The sequence below is a fragment of the Acinetobacter sp. Tol 5 genome (genome assembly GCF_019702905.1).
In the GTDB taxonomy this organism is placed as follows: domain Bacteria; phylum Pseudomonadota; class Gammaproteobacteria; order Pseudomonadales; family Moraxellaceae; genus Acinetobacter; species Acinetobacter bereziniae.
The window spans coordinates 468,687-486,095 of the sequence record NZ_AP024708.1; the positions used below are offsets into that span (position 1 = coordinate 468,687).

Genomic DNA, 17,409 nt, shown 5'->3' on the forward strand with positions numbered 1-17,409 from the left:
GTATAAATTAGCCTCTTAACTCTGAAAGAATTGAAACCATATATTGAATATTCGAGTACAATTGTTCAGGCGTCGCATAGTACATTTCAGCATTATTCGCTGATTTTTTAAACGATTCAAGAGAAAATTTATTGTTGAGATATAATTCCTTGATGTCTTGGATATCGCGATCAGATAAACGAGCAAGTTTTGAAATCGCTAAATCTAAACCTGATACTAGGTAGACTTCAACAATACGATTTGAAACCAAAGGAATTGCTCTTTCGACATAATCGGGATCAACAGATGCAAGGCTGGTGTTAAAACTACGGTCGAATTCTAAATTTGTTTCAAGATTATTTTGATCTAAATATTCAATGTCGTTATTTTCTAAAAATAAAAGAATATCTTGTTTCTTTAATTGCTGGATTGCCTGAATTTCTGCATCAATATCATTACTACCACGAGCATTGGTATGAATATGAAATGCACAGCCACCAAAAATATAAGCTTTTATAGCACCATGAGGTAAATTCTGATTATTTTTTGCTATGTAATCCTCAAGCTCTTGAAAGAGCTTGAAGATTGCGAGTGTAATTGGAGAATGACTATAAATAGCCATAATTAGTGCTGTAACACTGAAATATCCGCAACGCTTGTAAATAATTCTCGCAACTGAGCAAGTAAACGTAAACGGTTTGCTTTTAACTCGGCATCATCCGCCATGACCATAACACCTTCAAAGAAAGCATCAATTGGTGCACGAAGAGCTGCCAACTTGGAAAGCGCAGTGGTGTAGTCTTTTGCATCTAAAAGCGGCTGAACAACAGGAAGGATATTTTGAATCTCGCTATAAAGTGCTTTCTCTGCATCTTCTACCAGTTTAGCTTCAATAATCTCACCAGTAGGTGTAGCTTCTTTCGCCAAGATATTTGCAACACGTTTATTTGCAGCAGCAAGAGCAGCAGCTTCTGGTAAATCACGGAAATGATTCACTGCGGTAACACGCTTATCAAAATCTAAAGGTGATTTTGGTGAAAGGGCTTGAACAGCCTGAATCACATCAACGGCAACACCTTGGTCTTCGTACTTAGCACGATAACGACCTTCAAGGAATGCCACAGCATCGGCTAAAGTCTTCGCATGATCTTTCAATACATCGCCATAAGCAGCCAAAGCTAACTTGATGAGTTCTTCAATCGAAACATCAAGATTATTTTCAGTCACTAAACGTAAGATACCAATCGCAGAACGACGTAATGCAAATGGATCTTTCGAGCCTGTTGGCGCTTGACCAATACCAAAAATACCTGTGAGGGTATCTAAACGGTCAGCAAGCGCAAGCGTTGTACCTGTTTTGGTTTTTGGTAGAACATCGCCTGCAAATTTAGGTAGGTATTGTTCACCTAAAGCTTCAGCAACTTCATCATTCTCGCCTTCAATGCGAGCATAATAAGTACCTGCAATCCCTTGCAGTTCAGGGAATTCACCGACTAATTCAGACGTTAAGTCACATTTAGCAAGCAGTGCGGCTTTTTCAGCATCCGCAGGGTTTGCACCTGTGATTGCAGATAATGCCACAGCCAATTTAGCAATACGCTCAGACTTATTCCAAAGTGTTCCTAACTGTGCTTGGAACACCATATTGGCTAATTTATCTTTACGTGATGCAAGTGGCTGCTTTTGATCTTGCAAGAAGAAGAATTCAGCATCTGACAAACGTGGACGTACAACTTTTTCATTCCCTTCAATAATTTGAGTTGGATCTTTAGACTCAATATTTGAAACAGTAATGAAATAAGGTTGTAGTTTATTGTCAGCGTTGACCAAACAGAAATATTTTTGGTTGTCTTGCATGGTCGTGATCAATGCTTCTTGAGGAACAGCAAGGAAACGCTCTTCAAAACTTGCACGAAGCGCAACAGGCCATTCCACCAATGCTGTCACTTCATCACGAAGATCTGCCGGTACAATCGCAGTCGCATTCACTTCATCTGCCAAAGCCTTGACTTGTTGATCAATGATCGTTTGGCGCTCAGCAAAGTCAGCAACAACATAAGCCTGACGCAGAACATCTAAGTACGCATCTGGGTTTGCCAATACAATAGCTTCTGGCGCATGAAAACGATGACCATAAGTCACATTGCCGGTTTTGTGATCTTGAATCGATGCATCAATCACAGCATCGTCTTTCAGCAATACTACCCATTTCACAGGGCGGACAAATTCGGTACGGCTTGCAGCAGAACGCATACGTTTAGCAATTGGCAGGTTATCCAATGCTGTTTGTAAAATTTGTGGAAGTAAAACGTCAAGGCTTTGACCTTTTACATCTTTAAGGAAGCAAACTTTTTCAACTTTACCAGCTTGGAAAGTTGATACTTGATCCGCTGTAATGCCTTGACCACGCATAAAGCCTTCCAAAGCTTTGGTTGGTTTGCCTTCAGCATCATAAGCCGCTTGAACAGCAGGACCATCAAAACGCTTTTGGGTGTCTGCTTGAGCAGCATCCACATTGACGATCTTCAAGGCCAAACGACGTGGTGCAGCATAAGCTTCAATAGCTTCAAATGCCAAACCCGCTTCATTTAGCCCTTTTTCTGTTTCTGCTTTTAAGGCATCACGTAACGTTTTTAAGCTTTTAGGTGGTAACTCTTCACAGCCAAGTTCGAATAAAACAGTATGTTTAGACATTATTTATTCTCCTCAGCTTTTGCTTCTGCTTCAACTTGCGCCTTTAATTGTGCCAATACTTCATCACGTAAATGTGGTTCCGCCATTGGAAATCCTAATTTTGCACGGGCAGCCACATAGCTTTGCGCAATAGAGCGAGCCAAAGTACGGACACGTAAGATATAACGCTGACGTTCAGTGACTGAAATAGCACCACGGGCATCAAGCAAGTTAAAACTGTGTGATGCTTTGATGACTTGTTCATATGCAGGAAGTGGAAGCTCAGCTTCCATTAAACGTGTTGCTTCAGCTTCGTAAAAGTCGAACAGCTCAAACATTTTTTCAACGTTGGCATATTCAAAGTTATAGGTCGATTGTTCAACTTCGTTTTGATGGAAAACATCACCATACGTCACTGTACCGAACTGACCTTTGGTCCATACCAAATCGTAGACAGAATCTACGCCTTGTAGGTACATTGCCAAACGTTCAAGTCCATAGGTAATTTCACCAGTCACTGGATAACATTCAACACCACCTACTTGTTGGAAGTAGGTAAATTGAGTGACTTCCATCCCGTTTAACCACACTTCCCAACCTAAGCCCCAAGCACCCAGTGTTGGAGATTCCCAATTGTCTTCAACAAAACGAATGTCATGGGTTAAAGTATCAATACCGATTGCTTTTAACGAGTCTAAGTAAAGCTGTTGGATATTGTCAGGGTTCGGTTTAAGTACAACTTGGAACTGATAATAGTGCTGTAAACGGTTTGGGTTTTCGCCATAACGCCCGTCTTTTGGACGACGTGATGGTTGAACATAGGCTGCGTTCCATGTTTCAGGACCAAGCGCGCGTAAGAATGTTGCAGTGTGGAATGTCCCTGCACCCATTTCCATATCGTAAGGCTGTAACACCACACAACCTTGTTCAGCCCAGTAGTTTTGTAAGGCAAGAATTAAGCCTTGGAATGTATCAATATGCGATATGGCGCGACTCATGCAGCATCCACTATAAGTATTAGAAAAAATTGGTTCTAAGTATAAGGATTTTGCGGAGGTGTGGCAAAGGTTAGTCTACAAATATTGACGCTCATCGCAGATCAGTTCAGGTGCATTTTTTAAGATTTTCTTTTGAGATCAAATTTTTCATTTGATTGGCCTCTTTTCTTATTTTCATTTCCTGAATATGTGCCTCGATTTCTGCATCTGGGGAGTCTGTATCGATGACGGTTTCAGAGGTAGAATTCTCAGAAATTAAAATGAGACCATCTCTAAAAAAAGCCCAGTCTTTTTCAATGGGCGGGGTATTCTTTACACTTGTTTTTGTTTTTAATAGACAGATTTTACCTTTCTTGATCAGTGTGAGTTCAAGTACGCTTAAAGGGTTGTTTGCAATTTCAATCTGCTGAGTTTCTAAAATTACAGGTTCATTCGATGAAAGGCAGGCGCTAAGAAAAAGACAAGAAGTTAAAGTGATTATAAGGGGTGTTTTGTTCATCATTCATAATTAAAAAGTTAAATTATATATTTGATATTAACATAAAAAAAATCAATTTATTAACTTGTGGATTGTGGACTGTCTTTTGAGTGTTAGATATTAAGCATGGATCAGGGGGATACGATGAGGCTTTATTGCATGTTAAATAAATGAATTATTTTAAGATATTTACCATGACATTTTTGAACCTTCGTTTTATATTTAAGGCTAAAATTTTAATTCAGAACTTCAATCACAATAATTTTTAATAGAATTGATCAAGATGCAAAAACAATATCGAAACAAACTTTGGATAAGCCTTTTACTTATTTTAATTGGTGTCATTTCAATTCCATCCATTCATCTAATTAAGACTAAAATGAATGAACATCAAGCCATGGAACACATTCCAACAGGCTATCGAGATGATGCTAGTCATCTGAATCTAACTAAAGTACATGGTGTAGTGGACGTTGAAACCTCACCACAGGCAATTCAGAGTCAATTAAAAACATTGCTTCAGTATGCCAATGAAAGACATTTAAAAATCTCAATTGCTGGTGCAAAACACAGTATGGGAGGACATACCATCTATCCGGATGGTATTGCATTGAATATGTTGCCTTATCGCCATATGAGTCTTGATGAAAAGAATAATATTTTAACCATCGGCTCTGGTGCAACTTGGGAAGAGGCACTCCGTTATTTAGACCGTTATGGTAAATCAATTGCGGTCATGCAATCTTTTAGTAATTTTTCTATTGGCGGTTCAATAAGTGTAAATGGACATGGTTGGCAAAAAAATTCGCCTCCAATTTCGTCTAGCATTGAATCATTTACATTGATGAATGCGCAGGGGGAGATATTAGAATGTAGTCGTAGAGAAAACCCTGAACTGTTCAAATTGGTGATCGGTGGTTATGGATTATTTGGCATAATTCTCGATGTAAAATTAAAAGTGGTAGACAATGTTGCTTTGGTATTTCACTCTATTGCTGTTTCACCAAAGGATTATTTAGAACAATATCAACGGATTGTGAGTGAAGATACAAACGTGCAGTTTGCATATGGACGGTTACGTATCTCAGATAAACACTTTTTAGAACAAGCCACTTTAAATTATTTTGAAAAAATAGATAAAAAGCCTTTAGCCTTATCACAACAACAAAGTAAAAATGCCGAAACTAAACGTATTGTGTTTCGTGGTTCTGTAGATAGCGAGTATGGTAAGCGTCTCCGTTGGGATCTTGAAAGTAGTCTTAATTCAATATCGCCTTATGCAACATTCAGCCGCAATGAAATTCTAAGTGAAGATGCCTCATTGATTGAAAATAAAGATCCGAACTCAACAGATTTATTACATGAATACTTTATTCCAAAACGCTACTTGGCACAGTTTGTTCAAGATTTAAAGCCTGTTTTAAAACATAAAAAAGTCGACCTACTCAATATTACTATTCGAGAAGTCGAATATGATCCTGATGCTTTTATGAATTATGCACGAGAGGACGTTTTTGGTTTGGTTTTTTTATTCAACCAGAAGAAAACACCACAGCAGGAACAGGATATGCAACAACTGACACGGCAATTGGTCGATATTGTTCTGAAAAATCATGGCACATATTATTTACCTTATCGTTTACATATTCGTCCTGACCAGATGCGACTGGCATACCCACAGGCAGATGCATTTTTCAGTTTGAAGAAAAAATATGATCCTGATGAGCTTTTTAGTAATCAGTTCTATCTACATTATCGCTAACAGAGTGTGGTTGAGAGGAAAATACTTGTAAAAATGCCCAATAACAGCAACCTGAAAATATTGCAATTGCATAGAAAAACCAGTCACTGAATAATTTCCAGATGGGCGTTGGGAACGCGCCCGTAAAAACCAAATAACCAATCATAGTAACAATTAGCCACATCAATAATGAACCCGCGAAAATACTGAAAAAATTGAGCCAATATTTATGTGCAAGCCATAAAGAAAGTGCATATGCAATTGGAATGACGATCACACAGTAAATCAAATAAATCATTAAGCTAATGCCGAATACGGTCAGTAACGACTGCACATCATATTGATGATTCATGAAAAGAAAAAAAGTGATTAATAGGATTAAGCTAATACTCGGCGCTAAAAATAAAGCTTTTAAAATAGATTTATTGCTATATTGAACCATGATCAAAACAACAAAAGAGATTAAATAATGAAAGCATGCCTAAAAATGATTATTTTTTCTACTGTGATTTTTTCCACTTTGCTATATGCGGAAAATCAAAATGTACAGATAGATGTATACAATAAATGTGTTGATCAAACCATAGAAGAACTTGGATTGGGCAATATTAATAATGCTGTTGTAGAAATATGTAGTCATCAAGGCAAAGCATTCTATGAAAAAGAAATTGTTAAAGTGTTGGATCAGATTAAAAAACAAAGTCAAAAAGACAATCAACAAGAACCTTATACGGACCTGATGAAATCTCAACGCTTATGGAAAGCCTATGTTGATCAGGAGTGTCAAAACGCAGGGCGTTATATTGGTTCACCGATGTATGAATTTTGCCCTATGCAAGAATATGGCAAAAGATTAGAGCAGTTAACTGAATATACACGATAAAAAATCACTGTGTGAGAAATATAGTAGAAAAATTTATACAGCTAAGATGGATAATAAATACATCTTATAATCACAACAACGTATAATTCGCACTTCAACAGTGCAAAAGTGCAGGATCGTCGTGTTTCATACGCAACTTGAATGGTTAAATACCTTAAAACCCAATTTTAAAGTGTTACCCCTAAAAGATCGGTTACTTTGTGGCTTAGGCGCACTTTTAGGCTTGGCGATATCTTCACTGATCTGTTGGTATGTATTAGGCGGCTTTAACGCATGGTATATCGCACCGATGGGAGCATCCTCTGTATTGCTATTCGCAGTGCCTGCAAGTCCTCTGGCACAACCATGGAATATGGTGGTTGGAAATACCATTGCTGGTCTGATTGGTGTGACATGTGCACTCTTGATTTCCAATCCAACGGAAGCATTTAGTATAGCCGTTGCATTGTCGATCTTCTTAATGATGAGCACCGATTCATTGCATCCGCCAAGTGGAGCTGTGGCAATTACTGCGGTATTGGGCGGTGATTCAGTACATCAACTGGGCTATCATTTTATTTTCTATCCCGTGTTGATCAACTCTGTATTTTTGTTGGCTATCGCAATTATTTTTAATAGAATGCTAGGCAAACAATATCCCCAAAGTGCACAGCTCAATGTTCGATCTAAAGACCCAACACCAACACAGAAGGTCACCATCCAACCCCAAGATATTCAAGAGGTCTTAGAGTATCAAACTCAGCTTTTAGACATTAGTGAATATGATTTACAAAAAATCATTTTAGAAGCACAAGAGAAAGCCAATGCACGTGCAGTTCATGAGTTTCTTTGTCAGGATATTATGAGTAAAGATGTGATTCGTTTAGACGAGCAGGACGATATTCACCAAGCTTTGGACAAATTCAAACGGGTAAATTTAATGAGTTTACCTGTGGTCAATGCCGCACATGAATTGGTGGGTACATTGGCGCTGTATGAAATTGTGGAATGGTTTAAACGAGCGGCTGATCCACGAGCCTCATGGGAGCACTTTGTCAAACAAATTATGAATCGACAGGTCGTAACTGTACAACCAACACAGCCGATTCAAGATCTTGTGCCATATTTTGTGGAACGGTCTTTTAACTACATTCCTGTGATTGAAAATCAGAAATTGGTAGGGATTATCAGTCGCGCAGATATGATCGCCGCATTGCAACAACAGTTAAATCATCAAAAATAAAGTGATGTTGAATAAAAAAAGCTACAACAGTTTGGGGGAACTGTTGTAGCAGAAAAGGGAAAAGTGTTTAAAAGAATGTTAATTAATGGGTTTTCTCTTCATAAATGGTACGTACGGGACGCTGATAACCTTGATGATCATTCAAACGTAAATTCTGTTTAGGCATCAGTAACCAAAGAATTAGATAGACCAGAATACCTGGGAATGCAGCACTCATACATGAAACAATCACGAAAATGATGCGCAGCAAAGTCACATTCCAACCAAAACGTTCAGCAATACCGCCCATAACACCGGCGATCATATTATGTCGGCTTGAACGATATAAACCAGAATTGGTCATTTAAATCTCCTTAGAAAGTTATCTGTCACAGATCATGCTTTAGCACTATAAGAACAATCTCTGTACTTTTAATAATGGAGTTCTGACACAATTCTTCAAGTAAAGTGCCGATAAAAATTGTTAATACTGTGTAACAATGTTTCTTAAATTATTCAAAATACTGTAAAAAAGCGGACGTAAAGCAAGTGCTGACGGGTTGAAAAAAAAGTGTTTTTTATACTTTTGTAAAAAAAATACCGTGAAGATTTCGAGAAGTGGTACAACGCAATACTATATGCGCATGTAGATGAATGTTTGACATGTTTTTTTACTCAGTATATTTGGGTTATTGGGATTTATGCATTTGATGGTTCATAAAACAAGCTTCCTTGGAATTTTAGGTATAGGCATCTGTAGCCTATTGAGTGCTTGTGATTCTTCAAAATCGAACAGTAAGCAGCAGGGATCTTCTGATTCACAGAATTCATCTAGTGAGATTGCTTTGCAGGAAGCAACACAAGCTGTACCTGCCAGCGATGGCAAGAAGTTGAGTGAAGTTGCGGGGCAGGCGACCTTACCTGCAATGGCAGAGATTAAAGGTTTTGCACCGCAGCGTGAAACCTTACCATCCAAAGCTGAAGAGTTTGTTGGACGCTATCATGTGCAAATCAGCTGTGATGATCCATTTGCCAAGTGTGAACAGGGCAGTGCAGAGTTTATTATCAACTTACTCGCAGATGGAACAGCGCACCGTACATTTGTATATATGGGCAAAATAAGCAATGAAAATAGTGATGTAAAATCAAATCGAAGTTATCAAAAAAATACATGGATTTATGATGACGCGCAGCATGAAATCATTGTAAATCGAATCGAAGGAATTCAATTTTTTTATAAAGTGGATGAGAAAAATAATTTGGTGATGGACATTGATAAAATTCTTAATGGAACTGAAGAGAACCGTTTGTATTTTGCTCAACACCATACAGCGCCAATGAAAGCGTATGTCTTAAAGCGATTTGAGAATTAAAACAGATAGATCGTTTTTAAATTTGGTGGGTTGTGTGGGGGTCGAACCCACGACCAATAGATTAAGAGTCTACTGCTCTACCAACTGAGCTAACAACCCAATACTTGTCTAAAAGTGTTTAAACAAAAGTAAAAGATCAAGCAAAATTTCGAGAACGGCGAAGCATCAAAAAAGATGATGTTTTGTCTAGGTCGGAATATTTGCAGGTTTCATTTCTAGTATAGTACTTAAACAGTACAGAAAGAAGCCCGAAGAAAGAATGGTGGGTCGTCCGCGATTCGAACGCGGGACCAACGGATTAAAAGTCCGCTGCTCTACCAGCTGAGCTAACGACCCTGAGTCAGGATGTATAAAGTATCACTTTATCCGAATCAATGAAAATCTAGATTTTCATTCGGTATCCATGTTCAGATTGAAACATATAGATGGTGGGTCGTCCGCGATTCGAACGCGGGACCAACGGATTAAAAGTCCGCTGCTCTACCAGCTGAGCTAACGACCCTGAGTTAGGATGTAAAGTAAAACTTTACTTAAAGCGACATGAAAATCAGTAATTTTCATTCGATATCCATACAGGTCAAAACAATAAGTGGTGGGTCGTCCGCGATTCGAACGCGGGACCAACGGATTAAAAGTCCGCTGCTCTACCAGCTGAGCTAACGACCCTTTTGTTTTGATGGAGCGTATTTTAGCAAGATATTGATAGAGCGCAAGTAAAAATTAAGAAAGTTTGCAACGTTCGGTTATAAATAACACAAAATCAATTAAAAAAGCCCTGAAAACAGGGCTTTTATTTCTAGAAACGGTATTTATAAGCTTCGATATTGGCATAAACTTCAGCTGTGACATCACAATATGCTGTCGCACTTGGCAATAAAACCAGTAAACGATCAGAAGTTTTTTCAGGATTAAAAGCCTGTTCCTTCAATTTATTCTTCTGATATTTAAATGTTCCAGTCGTTTCTACAATCTGTTGAATACGTAAAAAAACTGGAACTGCATAAGCAGGTAAGTTCTTTTTAAAATCTGTAACCATCTGGCTTAAATCTTGTTCTGTCAGCTGTTCGCCTTCATGTAAGGTAATTGCTGCCATACCTGCACGACCATTGGTATTTGGAATCTCAACGCCGTAAACCACTGCTTCTGTAATCTTGGGATAGTCGCTACAGATATTTTCAACTTCAGTGGTAGATACATTTTCGCCTTTCCAACGGAAGGTATCTCCCAGACGATCAACAAATTGAGCATGACGGAAACCGATATCACGAACCAAATCACCTGTAATGAAATAAGCATCGCCCTTTTTAAAGACATCTTTCATGATCACGGATTTGTTTTTTTCGGGGTCTGTATAGCCATCAAAAGGAGAACGTTTGGTAATTTTACCAATCAGTAAGCCCACTTCACCTTTTTTGACTTTTTGGCAGTAGCCATCTGCATCACGTACTGCTTCGTTACTTTCTTTATCAAACTGTACAATCGCATAAGGAGTAGGTGAAAACCCAACAGTATTATCAAAATTGAAGATATTGCTGAACCCCACATTGCCTTCACTTGAAGCGTACAGTTCAAGAATTTCTTCTACGCCAAAACGCTGTTTAAACTTGTTCCAGATATTTGGACGCATGCCATTACCGATCATTTTGGTAACGCGGTGTGAATGATCAAGTTCGGATGGGGCTGCATCCATAAGATAGCGACAAAGTTCTCCTACGTACCCAATTGCAGATGCGTTAAATTTTTTCACATCTGACCAAAATGCAGAGGTTGAAAATTTACGTCGAATTGCCAAAGCCGAACCACCTGCAATGACGCCACACCAACATACCACCATGCCTGTTGCATGGTAGAGCGGTAAAGTACAGTACATTACGTCATCTTCACCTAAATTTAGGATGTGACCATAGGTTCCATAAGCAAGTGTCCAACGACTGTTGGTGAATATAACCGCTTTAGGTAATCCGGTTGTTCCAGAGGTATAGATATAAAATAATCCATCTTTACCTTTAACATTGTGGGTTGTTGCAGGATTAAATTTAGGGAATGCATCAATTTGCTGTGCAAGATTGACATAGCCTTGTGGTGCACTACCTGGTTCTTTTAAAGTGTCTTGATCTGCAAACCAGTGTAGGCGATCTGAAGCGATGTTTAAATCTTGACGAACTTCATCCACAGCAACACGACATTCCTCTCCCACAACAATTGCCACAGGATTAACGAGGTTGACACTGTGTGTGAGTACTTTGCCTGTTTGTGAAGTGTTCACAAGTGCAGAGGTTACGCCAATTTTTGCTAAAGCGATCACTGTTGCAATCAACTCTGGACGATTCTCGATCATCACAGTGATCACATCGCCTTTTTTTATACCAAGAGAAAGATAGAAATGTGCAATTTGATTTGCCCAAGCATTCAGTTCTTTATAACTGTAGCGTTGGTTTTCAAATAATAACGCATCTCCATATGGATTACGTTTGACCGCACGCTCAAAAGCTAGACCTAGCCCAGCAGGTGTGTTGGGCGTTCTGATATAAGCTTGTTTAAGTCCAGTCAGGATATTTGGAAGCTTATTGATGAGCTGTGGTAAGCGCTCGGCTACATCAGCAAATCCGATGAGATCGGTCTGTGTTGTTTGACTCATATCAATCCTATTTTTTTTTCGTAATCCGATACAATTTCTTAGTGTGTCATTGATCTGCATAAGGTACACATCAACTTTTATGTCATGTCTGCATTTGAGTAAACATGTATACATGATCAGTAGATATTATTCTTAGTTCCAGATTCGAGAATCAAATTGGAAATAAAAACCACCTTATCGTTTAGACATTTGTCTTTTTAATCGTTTAAGACTAGTGCAATCAACCTAATCTGACAAATGTCTTTAAAATCTATTCAAAATAGCAAAAAAACCTAGCCATCGAAATGACTAGGTTTCCTTTAATCGCTATATTTTAAGCAAACTTGCTGAATTACTCCGCAGCAGGTGGTGTCGCTTTTTTCGGTGGACGTCCACGAGGGCGACGAGGGCGAGCAGGCTTTTCTTCTGTTGCTGCAACATCTGTCTTAGATGTTTCTGCCTCATCAGAAGTTGCTGTTGTATCTAAAGCCAAAGCTTGCTGTGCTTTTTGTGCTTTCTCTGTCGCAGCTGTTGCGCTTTTAGACGGTTTTGCTGCTACTGTTTCAGTTGCTGTAGCTGTTTTAGCTGCAACAGGCGCTACTGGGGTTTCTACAGTATTTTCTGTTGGTGCTTTTTCTTCAACAGCTTTCGGTGCAGAAACATCTACAGTTGCTGTGTCTTCTGCTTTAGCTTCAGCTGGCGTTACAGGTTGTACTTGTTCTTGATTTTGCTCAAGTTCAGCCTGATGCTCTTGCTTTGCTTGTACCGCAGCCTGTTTTGCTAAACGACGACGTTCGCGAGGGTCATTGGCTACACGACGGTCATTTTCAGGTTTTGGTGGAGTTAAGTCTAACACTTCAGCAGGTTGTGCTTCTGGTGCTGCTTTTGTAACAGCAACATCACGTGTCACAGGTTGCTTCGCAGGTTCAGCAGTTTCTTGAACCGTTAAGGTTGCAGAATACTCTTCTGTGAACTTAAGCAATGCACGATTGAATGTTGGAATTAGACCAAATTGTTCAATCAATACCGCACAATCATCACCATAGACATGGCGAATCAAAGAACCAACTGAGTACTGGTTTAATGTCGGTACTTGTGAAGGTCTGATCTTTGGTGTTGCTGCTTTTGCTTGTGCTGCTTCACGCTGTTGACGACGTTTTTGACGAGGATCATTGCTCGCACGTTGAACAGGTTGCTGTACTTCAGCTTTTTCAATACTGAGCTCTGGTTCAGCCTGTGCATGCTGATTTTCTTCAACAGGCTTCGCCACAGGTTGAGTTTCAACAGGGCGAGGTGCTTTTGCGACAGTTTCGCCTTTTTCATGACGATCATGTTTCTTCGCTTTTGCAGGTACTGTGGCTTGTTGTGGTGTCAACGCAACAATTTCGCTTTGAGCCTGATCAAGATTGACCACCAATGCAGTTGTCATTGACGCATGTTGTGGTGCATCAATAATTTCAACTTTTGGTTGTTTCTCTTGAGTTTGAGCTAACTCTACAGGCGCGTTGTGAGGCGCTGATTGTTGCTCATCATTAAATACGCTGCTGTCGCGATGGCGATTTGGGCGATTTGGGCGTTGTTGATGATTGCGATCACGACGTGGAACAGCTTGCTCATTGTTGCTATCAGCCTGTTGATCGTGTTGTGAACGCTGTTGTTTTTGTTGGCGACGTTGATCACGTTGCTCTTGACGCTGTTCTTGGCGTTGCTCTTGACGAGTCACTTGAACAACTTCTTCGATCACTTGATGCTGATCATTCGCTTGTTCACGAGACTCTTTATGCTTATTGCGATTTTTGTTTTTATTGTTGCGTTGAGATTTTTCTTCTTTCTCAACATGCTTTTCATATTCACGCGGTTCTGACTTTTGAACAGGTGTATGTGAAAGATAAGCATTTGTTTCAGGAACAATCTGAGCTTCAATCGCTGTTGAAGCATGCTGATTGATTTGACCAAACTGACCACGGCTGACAGCACCACCATTAATCATTTGCTCAATTGCTGCTGCTGCATTATTTGCAGTACGTGATTGATCAATGGTTGCAGCTTGTTTTTGTACAAACAAGTTTTCTAACCAAGCGCATGGGCTTGATGATGTTTGAGCAATTTGTGCTTGTACCGCTTTTTGAGCTTGAGCAGGTTGTTGCTTTCTATTTTGCTTATTGTTTTGAGCTTGAACAGGTGCTGTATTTTGCTGAGTCTGTTCTTCTTCCAAATGCCATTCAGAAGATTGGTAACCCAATTCTTTTTCACTTGAACGTGTTGCTTCTGTACGCTCATAGCTTGTTGGCGCAAAGCCTTCTGGGTTATACGAAATTTCGTAATGTGGTGTTTCTAAATGCGGGTGAGGGAGTACAGTCACGCGTACATTTGAGGTTTGCTCTAAGTAAACTAGGCTGTGACGTTTCTCATTTAATAAGAATGCCGCAATTTCAACAGGCACTTCAACTTGAACTTCACCATGACGCTCACGAAGCGCGATTTCTTCAACCTTACGCATGATTGAAAGAGACAGTGAGCGTAAGTCACGTACCATACCTGTACCGTGACAGCGTGGGCAGACATAACCTGTTGCTTCTTCCAATGAAGGACGTAAACGTTGACGGCTCATTTCCATCAAACCAAAACGTGACAATTGACCGAACTGGATACGTGCACGATCACTTTGTGTTGCTTCACGAAGTTTGGCTTCAACCATACGTTGATTACGTTCTTTAGTCATATCAATAAAGTCGATTACAACCAAACCACCGATATCACGTAAACGTAATTGGCGCGCAATTTCTTCCGCAGCTTCTAAGTTGGTGCTTAACGCAGTTTCTTCTACGTCGTGACCACGTGTTGATTTTGCTGAGTTGATATCAATTGAAACCAATGCTTCAGTTTGGTCAATGACAATCGAACCACCTGAAGGAAGTTTGACTTCACGTTCATAAGCCGTTTGAATTTGGCTTTCAATACCAAAGTGAGCAAACAATGGTTCATTCAAGGTATAGGTTTTGAGTTTATCCAATTGATTTGGCATTACTGCTTTAACAAAGTTATAGGCTTCGTTATATGCTTGCTCTGAATCAATTAAAATTTCTGCTACGTCATCACGTAAGTAATCACGAATTGCACGTGTTACCACACCTGCTTCTTGGTGAACCAACATTGGTGATGGACCAGAGTTCGCTGAGTTTTGAATTTGCGCCCAAAGGTCCAATAAATGTTGTAAGTCGAGTTGTAGTTCTTCTTGTGAGCGACCAATCCCCGCAGTACGTACAATGACACTCATACCACGTGGAGTGTTCAATGATGCCAACATTTCTTTCAATTCTTCACGAACTGATCCAGAAATTTGACGACTGATACCGCCACCTTTTGGATTATTTGGCATAAGCACCAAATAGCGACCAGCAAGTGAAATATACGTCGAAAGCGCAGCACCTTTATTGCCACGTTCTTCTTTTTCAACTTGAACTAAAAGTTCAGTACCTTCTGTGATCAACTCACGAATATTTGAAGTTTGACGAGGGTCTGCTTTGTAGTATGTATTGGCTATTTCGCGCATCGACAAGAAACCTTGACGACCTGCACCATATTCTACAAATACAGCTTCTAAAGAGGGTTCTACGCGAGTGACATGCCCTTTATAAATATTGGCTTTCTTTTGCTCACGGGTACGATTTTCTAAGTCGAAATCATAAAGACGGTGACCAGTGATGAGTGCAACGCGAACTTCTTCTGCATGTGTTGCATTAATCAACATACGTTTCATGGGTGTAACACCTAATAGTGATTCACACCAACAACTCGCTATCTGTTTAAGTGAAGCGAACATCTGAATATTGGATCAAAACTCAAACCATCAGTACATCTATATGATTTCAGTAATGAACCCACTTGTTTTGAGCAAGCTTGGGCTTTTGATACCTGTATTGATGCTGCAATACTTCTTTAATCTTTGCACAATTAAAGTTTTGAGGCTTTCACTGGTACTCAAAGTGGTGCATTGGATGACTGATTTGTTCGTCTTTCACTATCACATTGCTCGAAGAGTCTCTCAACTTTGGTGAGAGCGTCTTGATACGGAATGATCATCGTATCTTTACAAATTGTGCAGTTCCAATGCCTCAAACACTTATGTCCTGAAAAACACTCTAAAGCGACTTGTCTGATGTGTATCAGTTTATGTTTAAAAACCAACGTCTGGGTTGGCGACATATATTTTTAAACAAACCGATTTCTGTACTTTAAGTACAATTAAACGCAACAGTTTGTCTTTTTGCCGATATAATAAAGCCTTCGGCGTCGGCATATTCTTTTGGGACCTTTCCGCATCTGTCGTGAGGTTTACCTTTTATATTCCATTTTCAATGGGTGAAAGGAACATAATAAACTTCACTTACGGTGGTATCCGTGCGCTGACTATAGCAAACCTTGAATCATCTGCCTATGGGCTATACACTTATTTTGTATGAAAAGTATAGTCTAAATGATCAGTTTTTAATCAAATTTTAGTTTTTTATTGGATCACGTAACTGTATGAATTCTACGCAACAATGGCAAAGTGTCACTTGGTTTGAAGTGGACGAGCATCAAGAAGGTCAACGCATAGATAATTTCTTGTTTACGCGTCTTAAAGGTGTGCCAAAAAGTCGGATCTATCGCTTAATTCGTGAAGGGCAAGTACGCGTCAATAAAAAGCGTATTAAGGCTGAAACTAAATTGGCAATTGGTGATCAAATCCGTGTTGCTCCCATTCGATTTGAACAGAAAGATGAAACGGATGCTCCTGTGTCTGATAAAGTCGCACAGAGTTTACTCAGCCGTGTAATTTATGAAGATGAAGGATTGATGGTGGTCAATAAACCTTCTGGAATTGCTGTACATGGGGGGAGTGGCGTAGCGTATGGTTTGATTGAAGGCTTGCGTGCAGCAACAGGCAAAAAATATTTAGAGCTGATTCACCGTATCGACCGTGATACTTCTGGTTTGGTCATGGTCAGTAAAAAACGCAGTACATTAAAAACACTACAAGACTTGCTGCGGGAGCATAAGATTCAAAAAACTTATGCCGCAATCGTGAAAGGGCAGGTCAGTCTGGATCGTCAACTTATTGACCAACCATTATTGCGTTATGAGTTATCTAATGGCGAACGTCGTGTACGTGTGTCAAAAGATGGTAAAGAATCTAAGACGCAGTGGAATGTTGCTGAACGTTTTATGCATGCCACTTTGGTCTATGCGTCACCTCTTTCAGGGCGTACCCATCAAATTCGTGTGCATGGATTAAGTATTGGTCATCCTCTGGTTGGGGATGAAAAATATGGTCATGAGACAGAATATCGCGGACCAAATCCACGTCGCTTATGTTTGCATGCGATGCGCTTGGAAATTCCGGGTTATCCTGTGATTGACGCGCCTTTACCCGAAGATATGCAGAGTTTGGTTGCACAGCTAAGAGCACAAAAGAAAGATTAA

Annotated in this window: 13 protein-coding genes and 4 tRNA genes; 5 read left to right on the forward strand and 12 right to left on the reverse strand. The window is 39.6% G+C overall.

Features of this window, described 5'->3' with window-relative positions; translation table 11 throughout:
* Positions 1-7: 7 nt before the first annotated feature.
* From TOL5_RS02190 to TOL5_RS02205, 4 genes are all read right to left on the reverse strand, one after another.
* On the reverse strand, positions 8-601 hold the full coding sequence (locus tag TOL5_RS02190; RefSeq protein WP_121775744.1) for a DUF6036 family nucleotidyltransferase: 594 nt from the start codon (positions 599-601) through the stop codon (positions 8-10).
* A gap of 2 nt (positions 602-603) precedes the next feature.
* Entirely contained in the window at positions 604-2,673 is a 2,070-nt protein-coding gene (gene glyS, locus TOL5_RS02195) for a glycine--tRNA ligase subunit beta (protein ID WP_121775745.1), read from the reverse strand.
* A complete protein-coding gene (gene glyQ / locus TOL5_RS02200; RefSeq protein WP_004826512.1) occupies positions 2,673-3,650 on the reverse strand; it encodes a glycine--tRNA ligase subunit alpha in 978 nt (325 codons plus the stop codon). The genes glyS and glyQ overlap by 1 nt, the downstream gene beginning before the upstream one ends.
* Before the next feature lie 106 nt (positions 3,651-3,756).
* On the reverse strand, positions 3,757-4,149 hold the full coding sequence (locus tag TOL5_RS02205; protein WP_199934993.1) for a hypothetical protein: 393 nt from the start codon (positions 4,147-4,149) through the stop codon (positions 3,757-3,759).
* 262 nt (positions 4,150-4,411) lie between these two features.
* Here TOL5_RS02205 and TOL5_RS02210 point away from each other — a divergent pair, with 262 nt between their 5' ends.
* On the forward strand, positions 4,412-5,890 hold the full coding sequence (locus tag TOL5_RS02210) for an FAD-binding oxidoreductase (protein WP_121775747.1): 1,479 nt from the start codon (positions 4,412-4,414) through the stop codon (positions 5,888-5,890).
* On the opposite strand, the gene TOL5_RS02215 is transcribed toward TOL5_RS02210, so the two are convergent.
* Positions 5,859-6,221 carry a hypothetical protein gene (locus tag TOL5_RS02215; RefSeq protein ID WP_227544181.1) on the reverse strand — a complete coding sequence of 121 codons (363 nt, stop codon included), beginning with the start codon at positions 6,219-6,221 and terminating at the stop codon, positions 5,859-5,861. The two genes, TOL5_RS02210 and TOL5_RS02215, sit on opposite strands and share 32 nt — an antisense overlap.
* A gap of 114 nt (positions 6,222-6,335) precedes the next feature.
* Here TOL5_RS02215 and TOL5_RS02220 point away from each other — a divergent pair, with 114 nt between their 5' ends.
* A complete protein-coding gene (locus tag TOL5_RS02220; RefSeq protein WP_373866529.1) occupies positions 6,336-6,752 on the forward strand; it encodes a lysozyme inhibitor LprI family protein in 417 nt (138 codons plus the stop codon).
* Between the two features lie 121 nt (positions 6,753-6,873).
* Positions 6,874-7,974 carry an HPP family protein gene (locus tag TOL5_RS02225; RefSeq protein ID WP_005035527.1) on the forward strand — a complete coding sequence of 367 codons (1,101 nt, stop codon included), beginning with the start codon at positions 6,874-6,876 and terminating at the stop codon, positions 7,972-7,974.
* An 82-nt stretch (positions 7,975-8,056) separates the two neighbouring features.
* On the opposite strand, the gene TOL5_RS02230 is transcribed toward TOL5_RS02225, so the two are convergent.
* Positions 8,057-8,317, reverse strand: coding sequence for a PspC domain-containing protein (locus TOL5_RS02230; protein WP_005035529.1), 261 nt, complete (start codon positions 8,315-8,317; stop codon positions 8,057-8,059).
* Positions 8,318-8,663: 346 nt separating this feature from the next.
* Here TOL5_RS02230 and TOL5_RS02235 point away from each other — a divergent pair, with 346 nt between their 5' ends.
* Entirely contained in the window at positions 8,664-9,326 is a 663-nt protein-coding gene (locus TOL5_RS02235) for a hypothetical protein (protein WP_121775757.1), read from the forward strand.
* Between the two features lie 23 nt (positions 9,327-9,349).
* On the opposite strand, the gene TOL5_RS02240 is transcribed toward TOL5_RS02235, so the two are convergent.
* The 6 genes from TOL5_RS02240 to TOL5_RS02265 all read right to left on the reverse strand — a co-directional run bounded on the left by TOL5_RS02240 (position 9,350) and on the right by TOL5_RS02265 (position 15,703).
* Positions 9,350-9,425, reverse strand: a tRNA-Lys gene (locus TOL5_RS02240).
* Positions 9,426-9,586: 161 nt separating this feature from the next.
* Positions 9,587-9,662: transfer RNA gene (locus TOL5_RS02245), tRNA-Lys, on the reverse strand.
* Between the two features lie 90 nt (positions 9,663-9,752).
* Positions 9,753-9,828: transfer RNA gene (locus tag TOL5_RS02250), tRNA-Lys, on the reverse strand.
* Between the two features lie 88 nt (positions 9,829-9,916).
* Positions 9,917-9,992 (reverse strand) — tRNA-Lys (locus tag TOL5_RS02255).
* Positions 9,993-10,122: 130 nt separating this feature from the next.
* A complete protein-coding gene (locus TOL5_RS02260) occupies positions 10,123-11,964 on the reverse strand; it encodes a long-chain-acyl-CoA synthetase (protein ID WP_121775750.1) in 1,842 nt (613 codons plus the stop codon).
* Positions 11,965-12,295: 331 nt separating this feature from the next.
* Complete coding sequence (locus tag TOL5_RS02265) at positions 12,296-15,703, reverse strand: Rne/Rng family ribonuclease (protein ID WP_121775751.1); 3,408 nt, start codon at positions 15,701-15,703, stop codon at positions 12,296-12,298.
* A gap of 767 nt (positions 15,704-16,470) precedes the next feature.
* Between TOL5_RS02265 and TOL5_RS02270 the strand changes: the two genes are divergently transcribed.
* Positions 16,471-17,409 carry an RluA family pseudouridine synthase gene (locus tag TOL5_RS02270; protein WP_046760427.1) on the forward strand — a complete coding sequence of 313 codons (939 nt, stop codon included), beginning with the start codon at positions 16,471-16,473 and terminating at the stop codon, positions 17,407-17,409.

Bases quoted from the DNA above. Each gene is read 5' to 3' on its own strand.
- TOL5_RS02260 (WP_121775750.1), bottom strand. From the start codon at position 11,964: ATGAGTCAAACAACACAGACCGATCTCATCGGATTTGCTGATGTAGCC.
- TOL5_RS02235 (WP_121775757.1), top strand. From the start codon at position 8,664: ATGGTTCATAAAACAAGCTTCCTTGGAATTTTAGGTATAGGCATCTGT.
- TOL5_RS02230 (WP_005035529.1), bottom strand. From the start codon at position 8,317: ATGACCAATTCTGGTTTATATCGTTCAAGCCGACATAATATGATCGCC.
- TOL5_RS02205 (WP_199934993.1), bottom strand. From the start codon at position 4,149: ATGAACAAAACACCCCTTATAATCACTTTAACTTCTTGTCTTTTTCTT.
- glyS (WP_121775745.1), bottom strand. From the start codon at position 2,673: ATGTCTAAACATACTGTTTTATTCGAACTTGGCTGTGAAGAGTTACCA.
- TOL5_RS02270 (WP_046760427.1), top strand. From the start codon at position 16,471: ATGAATTCTACGCAACAATGGCAAAGTGTCACTTGGTTTGAAGTGGAC.
- TOL5_RS02215 (WP_227544181.1), bottom strand. From the start codon at position 6,221: ATGAATCATCAATATGATGTGCAGTCGTTACTGACCGTATTCGGCATT.
- TOL5_RS02210 (WP_121775747.1), top strand. From the start codon at position 4,412: ATGCAAAAACAATATCGAAACAAACTTTGGATAAGCCTTTTACTTATT.
- glyQ (WP_004826512.1), bottom strand. From the start codon at position 3,650: ATGAGTCGCGCCATATCGCATATTGATACATTCCAAGGCTTAATTCTT.
- TOL5_RS02265 (WP_121775751.1), bottom strand. From the start codon at position 15,703: ATGAAACGTATGTTGATTAATGCAACACATGCAGAAGAAGTTCGCGTT.
- TOL5_RS02190 (WP_121775744.1), bottom strand. From the start codon at position 601: ATGGCTATTTATAGTCATTCTCCAATTACACTCGCAATCTTCAAGCTC.